Source organism: Campylobacter sp. CNRCH_2015_0338h (genome assembly GCF_025772785.1).
Lineage (GTDB): Bacteria > Campylobacterota > Campylobacteria > Campylobacterales > Campylobacteraceae > Campylobacter_D.
Genome location: NZ_JAKMST010000007.1, coordinates 48893 through 65670, shown reverse-complemented (window position 1 = coordinate 65670; position 16778 = coordinate 48893). Strand labels below are relative to the sequence as shown.

Below are 16778 nucleotides of genomic sequence, written 5' to 3'. Positions count from 1 at the left end.
TTTTTAATTTGCTACTGAGCTTGTTCTTTTACTATCTTTGCTATCAACCCAAATATTTGGCACAGCTCCACCAGGTGTTAAGAAAATTTTGGCATCTTTATTAACCTTAAGTGCTTCGTTAAACTGCTTTTGAGTTTCAATTTGTTTTAAATCAAGCAAAGGATTATTTAAACTTTTTGCTATTTCTCTATTTGAATACGCTTGTGCATCAGCTTCTATTTTAACCGCACTTGCTCTACCTTTAGCACTAATTATGGTTGCATTTGCTTCCCCTTCAGCTAAAGCTGCTTTTTTAAGTGCTTCTTGATTAGCTCTTTCTACTTCGTATTTGGTTCTTTCAGCTTCTTGTTTAGCAATTTGTACTCTTTCAATTTGCTCTTTTACTTTTATAGGCAAGATAATCTCTCTAAGTTGAACTGCTTGAAGCTCAGCAGGCTCATTTGGTTGGCTTTCTATAGTTTTTCTAATACCTTGATCAATTTGCACTGCTATGGTGTTACGATTTGTTGGAAGCTCTTCTGCAGTATATTGACCTACCACATTTCTTACTACATCTCTTACAACTGGGTCAATGATTTTATTTTCCCAATTAAGCCCCCATGTCGCGATAGTTTGAGGAACCTGTAAAGGATTTAATCTATATTGAACAGTTACATCAATAGACACAGGCAAACCTCTCGAATCAAGCACCGAAATACTATTTTTATTTACAACCCCTGAGCCTATTTGTAAATTTTCATTTACGCCTTCAATAGAAGCATAATTAATTTGTCTTACTCTAGTATCTACGATAGTGATTTTTTGTAATACCGGCATAAAAAAATGAAGTCCTGGCTCAAGCGGAGTAGGGCTGTATTTACCCGTGGTAGACTTGATCCCCATTTCTCCTGAATTAACTATTGCAAAAGGTTTAAAAAGCGCAAAGACTAAAATAATTGCAATCGCGCTATAAATTAATGGAGAAAATTTCCCAAAACCTTTGAAATTAAATTCTGGGGCTTTGAAATTTAAATTTTGCTTATTGTTGTTTTGATTGTTTTTTTTATTAAAATAATCATTCAAATCAGCTGGCATTTAGTTCCTTTGTTAAATATAAGTTAGCATAGAAGCGTATTTTTCATTGCGTCCATAAACTATATCAAAATACGCATTTTGGAGCTTTGTCGTTAGCTCACCTCTTTTTCCATTTCCTATAATTCTTGCATCAATATTATTTATTGGGGTTATTTCTGCTGCAGTTCCTGTGAAAAATGCCTCATCAGCCACATAAACTTCATCTCTTGAAATTCTTTGGCGCACTACGCTTATGCCCAAATCATGTGCAATTTTTAAAACAGTATCTTGGGTAATACTTTTTAATGAAAAATCATTTGGCGGGGTGATTAATTTCCCATCTTTAACCATAAAAAAGCACTCGCCTGTCCCTTCTGCTACAAAACCTTCTTCATCAAGCATTAAAGCTTCTTCATATCCTGCTTCTATAGCTTCATATTTAGCCATTTGAGAATTTAAATAATTTGCACTTGCTTTGGCTTTACCTAGGCTAGATTTTACGCTATTTCTAGCAAAAGAAGAAATTTTAACCTTAATACCTTTTTCTAAGCCTTCTTCGCCCAAATAAGCGCCCCATTCCCAAGCAGCAATAGCTACTCTAACAGGAGCTTTAGCATGATAAACTCCCATAGTTCCATCACCCAAAAAGATCAATGGGCGCAAATAAGTGTTATTTTGAAAATCATTTGCTCTTAAAAGTTCAACTTGTGCATTTTCAAGTTCTTCTTGAGAAAAAGGTGAGTTGATTAAAGTGATTTTTGCAGACTCTAAAAGTCTTTTGGTGTGTTCTTTTAATCTAAAAATTGCTAAACCATTTTGTGTTTTATAAGCTCTTGTTCCTTCAAAAACTGCATTTGCATAATGTAATGAATGTGTTAAAACATGAATTTTCGCATCATCAAAATCAATGATTTTTCCATCCATCCAAATTTTTTTTGCCCTAATCATGAGTAAGCCTTTATTGAAAATAAAACTAATTTTATCAAAAATATACTAATAATTGCTAGAATATAGTAAAATTCTTTATTTAAAGCAAGGAAAAACAATGCCTATTATTAGTATCAAACTCGCTAAACCAGAATTTAGCAAAGTACAAAAAGAAGAGTTAATAGCAGATATTACAGAGCTTTTGTATACAAAATATAATAAACCAAAGCAAAATATAGTCATAATGCTAGAAGATATTGAGCCATATAATATTGCTTTTGGTGGTGAAAGTGTAGAAAAATTAAGATTGAAAGGTAAAAAATGAAAGAATTGCAAATTGGCGATAAAGCCCCAGTTTTTGAACTTTTAAATCAAGATGGGGTTAAAATTTCTCTAAGTGATTTTTTGGGTAAAAAAATTATTTTGTATTTTTATCCAAAAGATAATACCCCAGGTTGTACTACACAAGCTTGTGAATTTAGTCAAAATTATGAAGATTTTTTAGGGCAAAATGCTGTGATTATAGGTATTAGTCCAGATAGTGTGAAATCACATGAAAATTTCATAAAAAAATATGATTTAAAGCACACTTTGTTAAGTGATAGCGAAAAAGAAATTTGCAAACTTTATGGTGCTTGGGGTTTAAAGAAAAATTATGGAAAAGAGTATGAAGGGCTTATAAGATCTACTTTTGTAGTTGATGAGGAAGGAAATATCGCAAAAATTTATAAAAATGTAAAAGCTAAAGATCATGCTTTTAAGGTGTTAAAAGAATTATGTTAGTTCATATTTGTTGTAGCGTGGATAGTCATTATTTTATACAAGAATTAAGCAAAGCTTATCCTGATGAGAAAATCATCGGGTATTTTTATGATCCAAACATCCATCCATATAGTGAGCATGAACTTAGATTTTTAGATGTTAAACGCAGTTGTGATAAATTAGGCATTAAACTTTATAAGGGTGAATATGAGTATGAAAAATGGCTTGAGAGTGTAAAGGGTTATGAGGATGAGCCTGAAAAAGGTGCAAGATGTCAAATTTGTTTTGATTTTAGAATGCATAAAAGTGTTGAATTTGCTCAAAAAATAGGAGAAAAAAAACTTACAACAACTCTTTTAACATCTCCTAAAAAAGATTTAGAGCAACTAAAATTAGCTTTGCAAAAAGAATGTGATAAATTTGGCATAGAGTTTTTAGCGCCTGATTTTAGAAAAAATGGAGGTACGCAAAGACAATTTGCCCTAGCAAAGCAAGATATGCTTTATCATCAAAATTATTGCGGATGTATTTATGCACTTTCTAAACAAAAAGGTCAAAAAGCCTTTATAGATGAGCTTATGAGTCCTATTAATAAACAAATATTGCCTTCAAGTATAGAAGAAAAAATTAAATTCTACAACCAAGTAAAAAGTTTAGAAAAAAAAGGCATTAAATTTGAAATTCAAAGAGAAAAATTTTTAAATTACCGCTTGCTAAGAGCCTTGATAAAACAAAACAAACAAGCTATAAAAACTCATGTTTTATTTTACTCACATTTTAAAAATTCTTACACTAAATTTAGTATTTTAGATGAGGGTTTAAAGCATTATAAAAGTGCAAAGGATGAGATTAATTTATGGAGTTTTGATTATTTCAATAGCTTATGTAAAATGCAATTTAAAAATTACGAAGATTTTTTACAAAATCCTTTAAAAATAGAGCAAGAAATTAAAATAAGGCAAAAACATTTTGGTGCTTATGATCTTTCACCGGTGATTATTGTTGAAAATATTATTAAAGGTGCTTATGAATTTATGGCAAAAAGTGAAATTTATTTTGATAGTAAAGAAAAGATTGTGAAGTTATAAAACTTAATTAATTTATTAATATTTTTTTTGTAAAATCTGAATTTTGAATATATTTTAAGGCTAAATTTATGATAGATGTAATGCAAATTCAAAAAATTTTACCACATAGGTATCCATTTTTACTTGTAGATAAAATCGTAGAATTAAAAAACAAAGAAGTTGTTAGAGGTTATAAAAATATTAGTATAAGCGATCATGTTTTTATGGGACATTTTCCAGATCATCCAATTTATCCGGGTGTGTTAATTTTAGAAGGCATGGCACAAACTGGAGGGGTTTTAGCATTTGAAAGTATGGATGATAAAGTAGATCCAAGTATCAAAGTAGTATATTTTACAGGTATTGATAATGCTAAATTTAGAAATCCAGTGCGTCCAGGCGATAGACTTGATTATGAAATGAGTGTAGTAAAAAATCGTGGAAATATGTGGATTTTCCAAGGAAAAGCTTTTGTAGATGGACAATTAGTTGCAGAAGCTGAACTTAAAGCCATGATAGTAGATAAATGATGAGCAAAATTCATCCAAGTGCAGTTATAGAAGATGGAGCTATTATAGCAGATGATGTTGTAGTAGAAGCTTATGCTTATGTTGGTAAAAATGCTAACATAGGTGCAAATACCATCATCAAACAAGGTGCAAGAATTTTACCTAATGTAACTATAGGTGAGAATTCAAAAGTGTTTTCTTATGCTATAGTTGGAGATATCCCGCAAGATATATCTTATAAAGATGAGATAAGCTCAGGTGTTATCATAGGAAAGAATGCAGTTATTAGAGAATTTGTTACTATTAACTCAGGTACAGCTAAAGGCGATGGCTTCACAAGGATAGGCGATAATGCTTTTATCATGGCTTATTCTCATATTGCGCATGATTGTACTTTAGGAGATCACATCATTTTAGCAAATAATGCTACTTTAGCAGGCCATGTAGAACTTGGAGATTATACTGTAGTAGGTGGGCTTACTCCAATACATCAATTTGTAAAAGTAGGAGAAGGGTGTATGATAGCAGGTGCTAGCGCACTTTCTCAAGATGTGGTGCCATTTTGCTTGGCTGAGGGAAATCGTGCAAGCATTAGAAGTTTGAATTTAGTAGGCATTAGAAGACGCTTTGATAAAGAAGAAGTGGATGTTTTAAGCAAAGCTTTTAAATTTTTATTCAGACAAGGAAATTTAAAAGATAATGCTTTGAATTTATTAGAAAGTACTTCTAGTGAAAATGTTAAAAAAATGTGTAATTTTATCTTAGAAACAAAAAGAGGAATTCCTATATATAAGGAAAAAAACCATGGTTAAAAGATGTAGTTTTTGTAACGAAATAGAAACAAGCGAAAGAAGAATTTTAGTAAATGATTATAATAATGCCTTTATATGTGAGTATTGTGCTGAAAGTGCTTGCAATATTTTCTTTGGAGAGGAAAAAGAGCTAAAAAATAAAGAAGTTGATAAAGAAAATTTTAAAGACATAACCCCTAAAGAATTAAAAGCATATTTAGATAAATATGTCATCGGGCAAGATAGGGCTAAAAAAATCTTTAGTGTAGGGGTGTATAATCACTACAAAAGACTTTTTAGATCTGACTTAGAAGATGATGATACAGAATTAGCAAAATCAAATATTTTATTAGTAGGTCCAACAGGAAGTGGAAAAACTTTACTAGCACAGACTTTAGCTAGATTTTTAGATGTGCCTATTGCAATTTGCGATGCGACTTCTTTAACTGAAGCAGGTTATGTAGGAGAAGATGTTGAAAATATCCTTACTCGTCTTTTGCAAGCTGCTGATGGAGATGTGCAAAGAGCTCAAAAAGGGATTATATTTATCGATGAGATAGATAAAATCGCAAGGATGGGTGAAAATCGCTCCATTACAAGAGATGTGAGCGGTGAGGGTGTGCAACAAGCTTTACTTAAAATCATAGAAGGATCTTTAGTAAATATCCCACCAAAAGGTGGTAGAAAACACCCAAATCAAGATTTTATACAAATAGATACGACTAATATTTTATTTGTGTGTGGTGGAGCTTTTGATGGTATTAGTGATATCATTAAAAGAAAACTAGGCGATAATGTCATGGGCTTTTTTACTGATGATAAAAAAGATGAAAAAGAAGCTTTACTTCAAAGATTAGAACCTGATGATTTAGTGCATTTTGGGCTTATCCCTGAACTTATAGGAAGATTGCATGTGCTTGCTTCTTTAGAAGAGCTTGATGAAGAAAGCATGGTGCGTATTTTAACAGAGCCAAAAAATGCCATTATTAAACAATATCAAAAACTTTTTGCTATTGATAATGTGGAATTAAAATTTGAAGATGAAGCACTAAGAGAGATTGCTAAGCTTTCATTGGAGCGTAAAACAGGGGCTAGAGGTTTAAGAAGTATTATTGAAGAGATGATGGTAGATTTGATGTTTGATTTGCCAGAGTATAATGGATATAGTATAGTAATTACCAAAGAGGTAATCAAAGAAGGTGCAAAACCTTTATTTATAAAAAATAAAAAAGTTAAAGGCTGAGAATGATTTTAGATCAAATAATTGGATTTTTTTCAAGTGATATGGGGATTGACTTAGGTACTGCAAATACTTTAGTTTTGGTAAAAGATAAAGGTATAGTGATTGATGAACCTTCGGTTGTTGCAGTAGAGCGTGAAAGATATGGTAGGGTTAAAATTTTAGCTGTTGGAAAAGAAGCTAAGGAAATGGTAGGAAAAACCCCAGGTAATATCGAAGCAATCCGTCCTATGAAAGATGGTGTGATTGCTGATTTTGATATGACTGAAAAAATGATCCGTTATTTTATAGAAAAAACTCATAGAAGAAAATCTTTTTTAAGACCTAGAATTATCATTTCAGTACCTTATGGTTTAACTCAAGTTGAAAGAAAAGCAGTTAGAGAAAGTGCTTTAAGTGCGGGTGCTAGAGAAGTATTTTTGATAGAAGAGCCTATGGCAGCAGCTATTGGTGCAAATTTACCAATCAGAGAGCCTCAAGGGAGCTTGGTGGTAGATATTGGTGGTGGTACAACTGAAATTGGTGTTACTTCTTTGGGCGGGCTTGTGATTTCAAAATCTATCCGCACAGCCGGTGATAAACTTGATACTAGTATAGTAAATTATGTAAAAGAAAAATATAATCTTGTCATAGGTGAAAGAACTGGCGAGGAAATTAAAATCGCTATTGGTTCAGCAGTTCAGCTTCCAAAAGAGCTTTCTATGGTGGTTAAAGGGCGTGATCAAGTAACAGGCTTGTTAAATAGAATCGAACTAACAAGTGAAGATGTAAGAGAAGCTATGCGCGAACATTTAAAAGAAATCGCTGATGCTTTAAAAATCGTTCTTGAAATGATGCCGCCTGATCTTGCAGCTGATATTGTTGAAAATGGTGTTGTTTTAACAGGAGGTGGAGCTTTAATACGCGGGCTTGATAAATATTTATCTGAAATTGTAAAACTTCCAGTATATGTAGCTGATGAGCCACTTTTAGCAGTTGCAAAAGGTACAGGTAAAGCTTTAGAAGAAATTTCATTATTACACCAGCTAACGAATGAAGAGTAAAATTCTTAGCGTTTTAATATTATCTTTTTTAGTATTTATTTCGTTTTATTATGGAGATGTAATAAAACGAAATGTTTTAGATTTAAATATTGCTATTGTTAATCAATTTTCTCAAAGTATTGATCTTTTAAAAAACAAATTCAACGAACATTTTAATCAAGCTGAAGAAATTAGAACTTTAAGAGAAAGAAATACTGAGCTTGAAAAAAATAATATCTACATGAAAAACTTTGCTAATGAGCTAAATAATATTTTAAGCGATAAAAATTCAAGTTTTTATTATCCTAATGTGAGTTTAGTTAAGGCAACTTCTTATGCGCAAATTAGTGATTATCATAAGGTTTGGCTTGATGTTGATTATAAAGGAAAAATCAAAGGCTTGATTTATAATGGCTATACAGCAGGCATAGTCATAGAAAAAAATGGAAGAGCCTTGGGGCTTTTGCAAGGTGATGAAGAATGTATTTTTTCTGTTTATATAGGTAAAGAACAAGCACCAGGTATAGCTCATGGGAGAAATGATTATGTTTTAGTTAAATATATCCCTAAATGGCTTGAGCTTAAAATGGGTGATAAGGTTTATACAAGTGGCTTAGATGAAATTTTCTTTTCAGGAATTCCAGTGGGAGAAATTTTTAAAATAGAAGAAGAGGGTGCTTATCAAAATGCTTATGTTAAACCCTATGCTAAGATGAAAGTACCAAGCTATTTTTATATGGTAGAAAATTTATAGTAAAAAATTATTTATTTTAATTAATATAAATTATTATTTAGAATTAAATATTACAATAGCTTCTAAGTTTAAAACTAGGAGCTTTAATGAAAAAATATATCAGCAGTTGTTTGGCTATTTGTTGTTTAAGTGGTGCTATTTATGCAAACGAAGTAGAATATGATGCGCAAAAAATAGCAGATATTTTTTATCAACTTAATGCAGACCCTAAAAATCCAAAAGCAAAAGTTAATCATGTAAAGGGTTTTTGTGCTATGGGAACTTTTGAGCCAGCTTTGTCTATCAATAAAGAAATTGATGTGTCTTTGTTAACACAAAAAAGCTTACCAATCCAAGTAAGATATTCTTTGGGTGGCGCTTTTAAAGATGATAAAAGCAAAACAAGGGGTATGGCTATTAGAATTACTGATCCTAAAGATTCTGCCTCTTGGACTATGGTTATGCTAAATACAGAAATAAATTTTGCAAAAAATCCTAAAGAGTTTGGTCAGTTTTTTGAAATGAGACTTCCTGTAAATGGTAAAGTCGATCAAGAAAAAATAAGCAAGATGATGAAAGAGGTTGATTCTTATAGAAATTTTGCTGCATATACGGATAAAATTGGTATCAGTAAAAGCGTAGCAAATACTCCATTTTTTAGTATCCATACTTTTTATTTTAAACAAGCAAATGGAGAAAATTATCTACCAGCAAGATGGAAATTAGTTCCAAGCGAAGGTGTGGCGTATTTAAATGAGGCACAAATGAAAAGTGCAAGTAGTGATTTTTTAAAAGAAGATTTTCAAAATCGTATAAAGACTAATAAGCCAGTTGAGTATAAGATGTATTTAGTATATGCAAATAAAAATGATATTACTAATGATACAACGGCCTTGTGGAGTGGTAAACACAAAGAAAGTTTAGTTGGGACTTTTAAAATTAAAGCTTTGAGCAAGGAAGATTGTAATTTTGATGTATATTTTCCTTCAGATGTACCTCAAGGGGTTAATCCACCACAAGATCCTTTATTTGATGTAAGAAATGAAGCTTATGCTATAACTTTTGGTAAGCGTCAATAAAATTTAGCTCTTTAAGAGCTAAATTCTTTATTAATTTCAACTTCTAAAAAACTTATATTTGTTATAATTTGGCTAAAAATTCAGCTTAGGAAAATACATGCCAAAAAGAACAGATATAAAAAATATATTATTAATAGGCAGTGGGCCTATCGTTATAGGTCAAGCTTGCGAGTTTGATTACTCAGGAACTCAAGCAGCAAAAACCTTAAAAGAGCTAGGTTATAGAGTGGTTTTGATCAATTCTAATCCAGCTACGATTATGACAGATCCTGAATTTGCTGATGCAACTTATATAGAACCAATCACCAAAGAAAGTATTCTAAGTATAATCAAAAAAGAAAAAATCGATGCGATTTTACCTACTATGGGTGGCCAAGTTGCATTAAATGTTGCTATGGAAGTTTATGAAAGTGGCGAGCTTGCAGATGTAAAATTTTTAGGTGCAAATCCTGAAGCGATTAAAAAGGGCGAAGATAGGCAAGTTTTTAAAGAATGTATGAAAAAAATTGGCATGGATTTGCCAAAATCTATGTATGCGTATAATTATGAAGAGGCTTTAAAAGCTGTTGATGAGATTGGTTTTCCTTTGATGATTAGAGCTTCTTTTACCTTAGGTGGTGCAGGAAGTGGCGTGGTATATAATATGGATGAGTTTGCAGAACTTGCAAATACTGCTTTAGCATTAAGCCCTATCCATGAAATTTTAATCGAAGAAAGTTTACTTGGTTGGAAAGAATATGAAATGGAAGTCATTAGAGATAAAAATGATAATTGTATTATCGTTTGCTCTATTGAAAATGTTGATCCTATGGGGGTTCATACGGGCGATTCTATTACTATAGCTCCTGCTTTAACTTTGACTGATAAAGAATACCAAGCAATGCGTAATGCCTCTTTTGCTATTTTAAGAGAAATCGGAGTAGATACAGGTGGATCAAATGTGCAATTTGCTATCAATCCAACTAATGGTAGAATGATAGTTATTGAAATGAATCCTAGGGTTTCAAGATCTTCAGCCTTAGCTAGTAAAGCAACGGGTTATCCTATAGCTAAGGTAGCTACGCTTTTAGCAGTTGGATTTAGTTTAGATGAGATTAAAAATGATATCACAGGAACTCCTGCTTCATTTGAACCGGTAATTGATTATATCGTAACTAAAATTCCTCGTTTTACTTTTGAAAAATTCCCAAATGCAAGCACAGAGCTTGGCACTGCTATGAAAAGCGTGGGTGAGGTTATGGCTATAGGGAGAACTTTTAAGGAAAGCATTCAAAAAGCACTTTGCTCACTTGAGAGAAATTTAAGTGGGTTTGATACTATAGAATGTGATAAAAATGAGCTTTTAGCAAAAATTCGCCAAGCTAATGAAAAACGCTTGCTTTATATAGCACAAGCTTTTAGAGAAGGTTTTAGCACACAAGAGCTTTTTGAGCTTTGCAAAATAGATCCTTGGTTTTTAAATCAAATCAAAGAAATAGTGGAATTTGAAAACCAAATAGATATGGATATTTTAAGCAATAAACAACTATTAAGAAAAGCCAAAACCTTAGGTTTTTCAGATAAAAAAATCGCTAGCTTGATTAATCAAAAAGATAATCTTGAGCTAAGCCAAAATGATATTTATTATGCAAGAATTAAACATAAAATCATTGCTCAATATAGCGAAGTAGATACTTGTGCAGGCGAATTTGAAGCACTAACCCCGTATTTATACTCAAGTATTAATGCAAATGAAGCTACACAAGTAAAAGAAAGTAAAGATAAAAAAGATAAAAAAGTGATGATTATAGGTGGTGGACCAAATCGCATAGGACAAGGCATTGAGTTTGATTATGCTTGTGTGCATGCTTCTTTTGCTTTAAAAGATATGGGTGTAAAAACTATAATGTATAATTGTAATCCAGAAACGGTTTCAACAGATTATGATACAAGTGATATTTTATACTTTGAGCCAATTGATTTTGAGCATTTAAGAGCAGTTATTGATAGAGAAAGACCTGATGGGGTGATAGTGCATTTTGGTGGTCAAACTCCGCTTAAATTTGCAAAACGCCTTAGTGCTTTTGGAGCAAAGATTATAGGAACAAGTGCAAGGGTGATAGATTTAGCTGAAGATAGAAAGAAATTTGCTAAATTTATTGAGGATTTAGGCATAAATCAACCTAAAAATGGCACAGCCATAAGTGTAGAAGAAGCGATTATAAAGGCAAATGAGATAGGTTATCCTGTGCTTGTTAGACCAAGCTATGTTTTGGGTGGTCGTGCAATGCGTGTGGTGCATGATGAGAGCGAGCTTAGACTTTATATGCAAGAAGCAGTGGATGTGAGTGATAAATCTCCGGTATTAATCGATCAATTTTTAGACAATGCAACTGAGCTTGATGTAGATGCGATAAGCGATGGAAAAGAAGTTTATGTAGCAGGTATTATGGAGCATATTGAAGAAGCAGGAATTCACTCAGGCGATAGTGCTTGTTCTTTGCCTGCTGTAAATATTGATGAAGCTATGCTTGAAATGATTGAGCAAAAAACAAAAGATATTGCTTTAAATTTAGGTGTTGTAGGACTTTTAAATATACAATTTGCTATTTATGATAATAAACTTTATATGATAGAAGTAAATCCAAGAGCTAGTAGAACCGTGCCTTTTGTGAGCAAAGCCACAGGAATTCCTTTAGCTAAGGTTGCAACACGTGTGATGTGGCAAGGAAATTTAAGAGAAAGTTTGAAATTTTATGATACCTTTAAAGTGGTAGAAGAAAAAAACGGAATTTTAAGAGCTAAAAAACCAAAACATATTAGCGTAAAATCAGTAGTATTTCCTTTTGCCAAACTTAGTGGAAGTGACCTTGAGCTTGGGCCTGAAATGCGCTCAACCGGCGAAGTTATGGGTGTAAGCAAAGACTTTGAAAACTCTTACGCAAAAAGCCAACTTGCTTCTTCAAATTTCTTACCAGAAAGTGGCAATGTATTTTTATCATTAAGAGAACAAGATAAAAAATACGCAGTAGATTTAGCTAATGAATACATTAAGCTAGGATTTAAAATCATTGCTACAAGTGGAACTTATAAAATTTTACAAGAAGCAGGTTTAGAGTGTGAGTTTGTGCATAAAATTTCTGAAGGGCGCCCAAATGTAGAGGATAAGTTAAAAAATTCTCAAATTCAACTTGCTATTAATACAAGTGATGAGCATAGCTTTAAAGGTGATACTAAAAAAATTAGAGCAAATATTTTACGCTTTAAAACCCCGTATTTTACAAACCTAAGAGCAGCGTATGCAGGTGCTAAAGCGATTAAAGCTATACAAAATAAATCATGTCTTGAAGTAAAGAGCTTGCAAGAATACTTAAAAACATGATTTATCTTGCTCAAACTGATACAACAGCAGGGTTTTTAAGCAAGGACTTAAAAGCCCTTAATACTTTAAAAAAAAGGCCTTTAAGCCAAGATTGTTTGATTACCACAGCTAAATTTAGCGAGCTTAAAAAACTTACAAGAGTGCCAAATCATTTTAAAAACACTATTAGAAAATCCAAAAAAACTACTTTTTTATATCCTAATTTTAAAGCAATACGCGTCGTGAAAGATTGTGCTCATGAGAATTTTTTAAAAGAGTTTGATTGGCTTTATTCTACTTCTGCAAATCTTCATGGAAAAAAATTTGATCTAAATTGGGCTATGCAAAATGCGGATAAAATAGTAGATGAAAAGTTTTTTGAAAGCGGAGCCTCAAAGATTTTTAAACTTCGAGGCGTTAAAAAAGTTAAGTTACGCTAATTATTCTCCAAGTGGCCAAAATACTTTTGGTTCTTCACCGATTTTTGCTTGTCCATGATACATTCCAAGTTTATCTTTAGTCCAAGCATAGCCAACTTTTCCATTTTTATCTATAGAGATGATTCCACCCGTGCCACCAAGTTTAGCTACTTGTTTGATAGTTTCTTCGGCTGCTTTTTGTACTGAAAGTTTTTTGTATTTATATAAAGACGCAACTTCATGAGCCACAGCCACTCTTATATAAATATCACCTGTTCCTGTGCAAGAAATCGCAACTGAGTCATTATTTGCATAATTTCCTGCCCCTATGATAGGAGAATCTCCAATGCGTCCTGTCATTTTATTTGTAGTGCCACCTGTGCTTGTGCCTGCTGCAAGATTGCCATTTTTATCTAAAGCTATCGCACCTACTGTGCCTAAATATGGCTCTGTGCTTACACCAAGATGAGCCTTTGCTTTATCGCTATCTAGTAATACTTCTTTGCTTTTTTTAGCTTCTTGAAGTTGTTTGTATCTGTGCTCTGTGAAAAAATATTTTTGTCCTACTATTTCTAAACCATGTTTTTTGGCTAATTTATCAGCACCCTCGCCCGCTATTAAAGTATGAGGTGTTTTTTCCATAACAAGTCTTGCTGCCTCTATAGGATTTTTAATTGTCCTAGCCATAGCAATTGCACCTGCTCTTAAATTTTTTCCATCCATTATAGATGCATCAAGTTCGTTAAATCCATCAGAAGTAAAAACAGCACCTTTTCCAGCGTTAAATTCAGGACTATCTTCCATTACTTTAATGGCAGCTATAACTGCATCAATAGAGCTTCCACCTTTTTCAAGTATGCTTTGGCCTGCTTTTAAAGATTCTTTCATTACCTTTTCCCTTTTAGCAAATTCTTCTTTAGTAAGTCCTAAGCCACTTGTACCACCGTGTATCACGATGATAGGTTCAAAATCTTTTGCAAAAGTATTATTACTTGTTAAAAATGCTAAACTAGCTAATATTAATAAAGCCTTTTTACTATTTGTTAAAAAACTCATTTTTATCTCCTTGTTACAAGCTTTTGATTTTATAATAATAAAAATTAAATATAAATTAATATTATAAAAATATTTATAATAATGATATTTTTTATTATTATATGTTTAGTTTTTGATTAAAGTTTTATTTTTGTAATTTTAGCTATAATTTGCGCTTTTGAAAAAAGGTAGATTATGATAGAAAGAACAAAAATAAGCTCTAATTTTGGTTGGTTTATGGTTATTTTGGGTGGTTTGGTTGAGTGTTTTTGGGTGAGTGGGTTAAAATACTCAACTGAAATTTGGCATTATGCTTTAACAGCCATTGGGGTTTGCATATCTTTTACATGTTTTTTAAAAGCTTGTGAAAGACTTGAAGTAAGCATTGCTTATAGTGTTTTTGTAGGTATTGGCACGGTTGGGGTGGTGCTTAATGAGATGTTTATTTTCAATGAGCCAAGTTCTATCACCAAGCTTACTTTAATAGCTATTTTACTTTTAAGTATCATAGGCCTTAAAATCATTAGCAAGGAAGCTAAATAATGGAATGGTTCTTTTTGTTTTTAGCGACTGCTTTTGAAATTTTTGGTGTGATTATCATGAAGCAACTTGTAAGCACTAAAAATAAGCTTTATCTTTTAGCTTTGATAGTGTGTTTTGGTTTTTCGTTTGGGTTTTTAAGCCTTAGTATGCAAAGCATTGCTATGAGTGTGGCTTATTCTATATGGACAGGAGCTGGAACTGCAGGCGGGGTTATCATAGGGGTGCTTTTTTATAAAGAAAGCAAAAGCTTTTTAAAGCTTTTTTTAATTGCTCTTATCATTGCTTGTACTGTGGGTTTAAAAATACTTTCATAGGTTTAAAATGAAAATATACATTAGTGGTATAGACACAGATGTTGGCAAAACTTATCTAAGTGCTAGAATTTGCAAGGAATTAGGTTTTGATTATTTTAAGCTTATCCAAGCAGGCACACCAAAAGATAGTGAGGTAGTAGCTGAGTTTAGTCCAAAAACTAAGATTTTCAAAGAAGGCGTGTTTTTGCAAACCCCTGCTTCCCCGCACAAAGGCAGGATTTTAGAAAATTTAAGCTATAAAGCCTTTGATATACAAATTCCACAAAGTGACAAACTCATCATCGAACTAGCTGGTGGGCTTTTTTCGCCCCTTGATGATGAAAAAACAATGATTGATTATATGAGTGCGTTTAAGTACCCTACGATTTTAGTCGCAAAAGACTATCTAGGAAGTATCAATCACACGCTTTTAAGCATAGAAGCACTAAAACAAAGAGATATTAAAATCCTTGCTTTAATCTTAAAAACTCAAGATAACTTTAGCAAGGATTTTATAAGCAATTACGCTAAAATTCCTATCATAGAATTTGATGATAAAGTGTGTGAAAATCTTTCAAAAATCCTTGAAAATCTCTCTTAAAGACTGCACTACATAAGCAATCTCATCTTCATTTATAACATATGGTGGCATGAAATAGATTGTATTGCCAAGTGGTCTTAAAAGCAAGCCTTTTTCTAAGGTTCTTTGAAAGACTTCAAGTCCTGCTCTTTTATATTTGCTTTTTTGTATATCAAATGCACTCACCATGCCTAAATTTCTAAAATTTCCTAAAAAGTCAAATTCTTTTAAACTCTCCCATTGAGTTTTTATAAAAGCACTTTTGATTTTATTTTTTGCGATGATATTTTCTTTTTCAAAAATATCCAAAGTCGCATTAGCCGCTGCACAAGCTAGGGCATTACCCGTGTAAGAGTGAGAGTGTAAAAAGGCCTTTTGGCTCTCATAACTATCATAAAATTTCTCATAAATTTCATCTTTAGTAAGCACCACTGAAAGCGGTAAATACCCACCCGTGATAGCTTTAGAAAGACATATATAATCAATGCTTTGTGAGCAATAATCTAGCGCAAACATCTTTCCTGTGCGTCCAAAACCTGTGGCTATCTCATCAAATATCACTTGCACATCATAATCTTTAGCGAGCTTAACCGCCTCATCTAAATACCCAAGCTCATACATATGCATATTGCCCGCACATTGAAGTAAAGGCTCAAGTATAAAAGCACAAATTTCATGATGATGATTTTTTAAAATACTTTCTAAAATTTCAAGTTCTTTTGTATAGTCTTTGCTAGTTGGCACAGGTGTTGTGATACTTTTTAAAAGTAAAGGCTCATAGGTTTTTTTATAAAGTGCTACATCGCCAACGCTTAATGCACCTAGGGTTTCTCCGTGGTAAGAATTGCTAAGTGATAGGAATTTATCCTTTTTAGAGCCATTGTTTAAGTGGTATTGAAAGCTCATTTTTAAAGCCACTTCTATGGCTGAACTACCATTATCTGCAAAAAAGCATTTATTAAAAGGTAAAAGCTTGCAAAGTCTTTGCGAAAGCTTTATGATAGGCTCATGTGAAAAACCAGCAAGCAAGACATGCTCTAAATTTTGAAGTTGATCTTTGAATTTTTCATTGATGTATTCATTACAATGACCAAAGATATTTACCCACCAAGAGCTAATGCAGTCTATGTAGGATTTTTCATCAAAATCATACAAATACACTCCCTTAGCCTTTTTTATAGGTATTAAAGGTAAAAACTCATGATCGCTCATTTGCGTGCAAGGGTGCCAAATGTGTTTTAAGTCTAGTTCTTTTAAATTCATTTTTACTTCTTTGATTTTTATTACTAATGATACTACAATTTTTACTCAAATTTATGCTTTAAAATGAAAAAGGATTATTTAGAAAATCTTTATATAATTAGCTTTTATCTTAAATTTAGAGG

General features: G+C 32.3%; 18 protein-coding genes. 14 read left to right on the top strand and 4 right to left on the bottom strand.

Translation table 11 applies throughout. The annotated features are described in order from the left end of the window. Positions 1-3 precede the first annotated feature (3 nt). Entirely contained in the window at positions 4-1074 is a 1071-nt protein-coding gene (locus L8X30_RS06230; protein ID WP_039619283.1) for a prohibitin family protein, read from the bottom strand. Positions 1075-1086: 12 nt separating this feature from the next. Beyond that, complete coding sequence (ilvE, locus tag L8X30_RS06225; RefSeq protein WP_012662102.1) at positions 1087-2001, bottom strand: branched-chain-amino-acid transaminase; 915 nt, start codon at positions 1999-2001, stop codon at positions 1087-1089. A gap of 97 nt (positions 2002-2098) precedes the next feature. On the opposite strand from ilvE, the gene L8X30_RS06220 reads away from it, so the two are divergent. From L8X30_RS06220 to L8X30_RS06170, 11 genes are all read left to right on the top strand, one after another. Beyond that, positions 2099-2305, top strand: a complete 207-nt coding sequence (locus L8X30_RS06220; RefSeq protein ID WP_263679503.1) for a tautomerase family protein — start codon at positions 2099-2101, stop codon at positions 2303-2305. Continuing rightward, positions 2302-2763, top strand: a complete 462-nt coding sequence (gene bcp / locus L8X30_RS06215; protein ID WP_263679502.1) for a thioredoxin-dependent thiol peroxidase — start codon at positions 2302-2304, stop codon at positions 2761-2763. The genes L8X30_RS06220 and bcp overlap by 4 nt, the downstream gene beginning before the upstream one ends. Next, the gene (locus L8X30_RS06210; protein WP_263679501.1) at positions 2757-3830 is read left to right on the top strand and encodes an epoxyqueuosine reductase QueH; all 1074 of its coding nucleotides are present in this window, start codon (positions 2757-2759) and stop codon (positions 3828-3830) included. The genes bcp and L8X30_RS06210 overlap by 7 nt, the downstream gene beginning before the upstream one ends. A gap of 68 nt (positions 3831-3898) precedes the next feature. Then, a complete protein-coding gene (gene fabZ, locus L8X30_RS06205) occupies positions 3899-4339 on the top strand; it encodes a 3-hydroxyacyl-ACP dehydratase FabZ (RefSeq protein WP_257942656.1) in 441 nt (146 codons plus the stop codon). Next, positions 4339-5130: an acyl-ACP--UDP-N-acetylglucosamine O-acyltransferase gene (gene lpxA / locus L8X30_RS06200; RefSeq protein WP_257942047.1), complete on the top strand. Its 792-nt coding sequence runs from the start codon at positions 4339-4341 to the stop codon at positions 5128-5130. Before fabZ ends, lpxA begins: the two co-directional genes overlap by 1 nt. Continuing rightward, positions 5123-6352, top strand: a complete 1230-nt coding sequence (gene clpX, locus L8X30_RS06195; RefSeq protein ID WP_039619273.1) for an ATP-dependent Clp protease ATP-binding subunit ClpX — start codon at positions 5123-5125, stop codon at positions 6350-6352. The genes lpxA and clpX overlap by 8 nt, the downstream gene beginning before the upstream one ends. A gap of 2 nt (positions 6353-6354) precedes the next feature. Continuing rightward, positions 6355-7392 (top strand): rod shape-determining protein, encoded by a 1038-nt coding sequence (locus L8X30_RS06190; RefSeq protein WP_012662095.1) that lies wholly within the window; start codon positions 6355-6357, stop codon positions 7390-7392. Next, positions 7382-8125 carry a rod shape-determining protein MreC gene (gene mreC / locus L8X30_RS06185; protein WP_263679500.1) on the top strand — a complete coding sequence of 248 codons (744 nt, stop codon included), beginning with the start codon at positions 7382-7384 and terminating at the stop codon, positions 8123-8125. Before L8X30_RS06190 ends, mreC begins: the two co-directional genes overlap by 11 nt. An 86-nt stretch (positions 8126-8211) precedes the next feature. Continuing rightward, a complete protein-coding gene (locus tag L8X30_RS06180; RefSeq protein WP_263679499.1) occupies positions 8212-9183 on the top strand; it encodes a catalase in 972 nt (323 codons plus the stop codon). Positions 9184-9280: 97 nt separating this feature from the next. Continuing rightward, on the top strand, positions 9281-12544 hold the full coding sequence (gene carB, locus L8X30_RS06175; RefSeq protein ID WP_263679498.1) for a carbamoyl-phosphate synthase large subunit: 3264 nt from the start codon (positions 9281-9283) through the stop codon (positions 12542-12544). Continuing rightward, a complete protein-coding gene (locus tag L8X30_RS06170) occupies positions 12541-12963 on the top strand; it encodes a Sua5 YciO YrdC YwlC family protein (protein WP_087689870.1) in 423 nt (140 codons plus the stop codon). The genes carB and L8X30_RS06170 overlap by 4 nt, the downstream gene beginning before the upstream one ends. On the opposite strand, the gene L8X30_RS06165 is transcribed toward L8X30_RS06170, so the two are convergent. After that, complete coding sequence (locus L8X30_RS06165) at positions 12964-13998, bottom strand: isoaspartyl peptidase/L-asparaginase family protein (protein WP_263679497.1); 1035 nt, start codon at positions 13996-13998, stop codon at positions 12964-12966. It lies immediately after the preceding gene. Positions 13999-14172: 174 nt separating this feature from the next. Here L8X30_RS06165 and L8X30_RS06160 point away from each other — a divergent pair, with 174 nt between their 5' ends. The 3 genes from L8X30_RS06160 to bioD are packed head-to-tail and all read left to right on the top strand — an operon-like array spanning position 14173 to position 15414. Next, positions 14173-14520, top strand: a complete 348-nt coding sequence (locus tag L8X30_RS06160; protein WP_087699708.1) for a DMT family transporter — start codon at positions 14173-14175, stop codon at positions 14518-14520. Further along, positions 14520-14834, top strand: a complete 315-nt coding sequence (locus L8X30_RS06155; RefSeq protein WP_039619256.1) for a DMT family transporter — start codon at positions 14520-14522, stop codon at positions 14832-14834. Before L8X30_RS06160 ends, L8X30_RS06155 begins: the two co-directional genes overlap by 1 nt. 7 nt (positions 14835-14841) lie before the next feature. Continuing rightward, the gene (gene bioD / locus L8X30_RS06150; RefSeq protein WP_263679496.1) at positions 14842-15414 is read left to right on the top strand and encodes a dethiobiotin synthase; all 573 of its coding nucleotides are present in this window, start codon (positions 14842-14844) and stop codon (positions 15412-15414) included. Here the strand turns inward: bioD and L8X30_RS06145 are convergent. Further along, entirely contained in the window at positions 15388-16656 is a 1269-nt protein-coding gene (locus tag L8X30_RS06145) for an adenosylmethionine--8-amino-7-oxononanoate transaminase (protein ID WP_263679495.1), read from the bottom strand. The two genes, bioD and L8X30_RS06145, sit on opposite strands and share 27 nt — an antisense overlap. Positions 16657-16778 lie beyond the last annotated feature (122 nt).

Excerpts from the sequence above, each read along its gene's own strand:
- L8X30_RS06145 (WP_263679495.1), bottom strand. The coding sequence starts at position 16,656 with ATGAATTTAAAAGAACTAGACTTAAAACACATTTGGCACCCTTGCACG.
- bcp (WP_263679502.1), top strand. The coding sequence starts at position 2,302 with ATGAAAGAATTGCAAATTGGCGATAAAGCCCCAGTTTTTGAACTTTTA.
- L8X30_RS06160 (WP_087699708.1), top strand. The coding sequence starts at position 14,173 with ATGATAGAAAGAACAAAAATAAGCTCTAATTTTGGTTGGTTTATGGTT.
- lpxA (WP_257942047.1), top strand. The coding sequence starts at position 4,339 with ATGAGCAAAATTCATCCAAGTGCAGTTATAGAAGATGGAGCTATTATA.
- L8X30_RS06165 (WP_263679497.1), bottom strand. The coding sequence starts at position 13,998 with ATGAGTTTTTTAACAAATAGTAAAAAGGCTTTATTAATATTAGCTAGT.
- L8X30_RS06220 (WP_263679503.1), top strand. The coding sequence starts at position 2,099 with ATGCCTATTATTAGTATCAAACTCGCTAAACCAGAATTTAGCAAAGTA.
- mreC (WP_263679500.1), top strand. The coding sequence starts at position 7,382 with ATGAAGAGTAAAATTCTTAGCGTTTTAATATTATCTTTTTTAGTATTT.
- L8X30_RS06170 (WP_087689870.1), top strand. The coding sequence starts at position 12,541 with ATGATTTATCTTGCTCAAACTGATACAACAGCAGGGTTTTTAAGCAAG.
- ilvE (WP_012662102.1), bottom strand. The coding sequence starts at position 2,001 with ATGATTAGGGCAAAAAAAATTTGGATGGATGGAAAAATCATTGATTTT.
- L8X30_RS06210 (WP_263679501.1), top strand. The coding sequence starts at position 2,757 with ATGTTAGTTCATATTTGTTGTAGCGTGGATAGTCATTATTTTATACAA.
- L8X30_RS06180 (WP_263679499.1), top strand. The coding sequence starts at position 8,212 with ATGAAAAAATATATCAGCAGTTGTTTGGCTATTTGTTGTTTAAGTGGT.
- bioD (WP_263679496.1), top strand. The coding sequence starts at position 14,842 with ATGAAAATATACATTAGTGGTATAGACACAGATGTTGGCAAAACTTAT.
- L8X30_RS06155 (WP_039619256.1), top strand. The coding sequence starts at position 14,520 with ATGGAATGGTTCTTTTTGTTTTTAGCGACTGCTTTTGAAATTTTTGGT.
- L8X30_RS06230 (WP_039619283.1), bottom strand. The coding sequence starts at position 1,074 with ATGCCAGCTGATTTGAATGATTATTTTAATAAAAAAAACAATCAAAAC.
- L8X30_RS06190 (WP_012662095.1), top strand. The coding sequence starts at position 6,355 with ATGATTTTAGATCAAATAATTGGATTTTTTTCAAGTGATATGGGGATT.
- carB (WP_263679498.1), top strand. The coding sequence starts at position 9,281 with ATGCCAAAAAGAACAGATATAAAAAATATATTATTAATAGGCAGTGGG.
- clpX (WP_039619273.1), top strand. The coding sequence starts at position 5,123 with ATGGTTAAAAGATGTAGTTTTTGTAACGAAATAGAAACAAGCGAAAGA.
- fabZ (WP_257942656.1), top strand. The coding sequence starts at position 3,899 with ATGATAGATGTAATGCAAATTCAAAAAATTTTACCACATAGGTATCCA.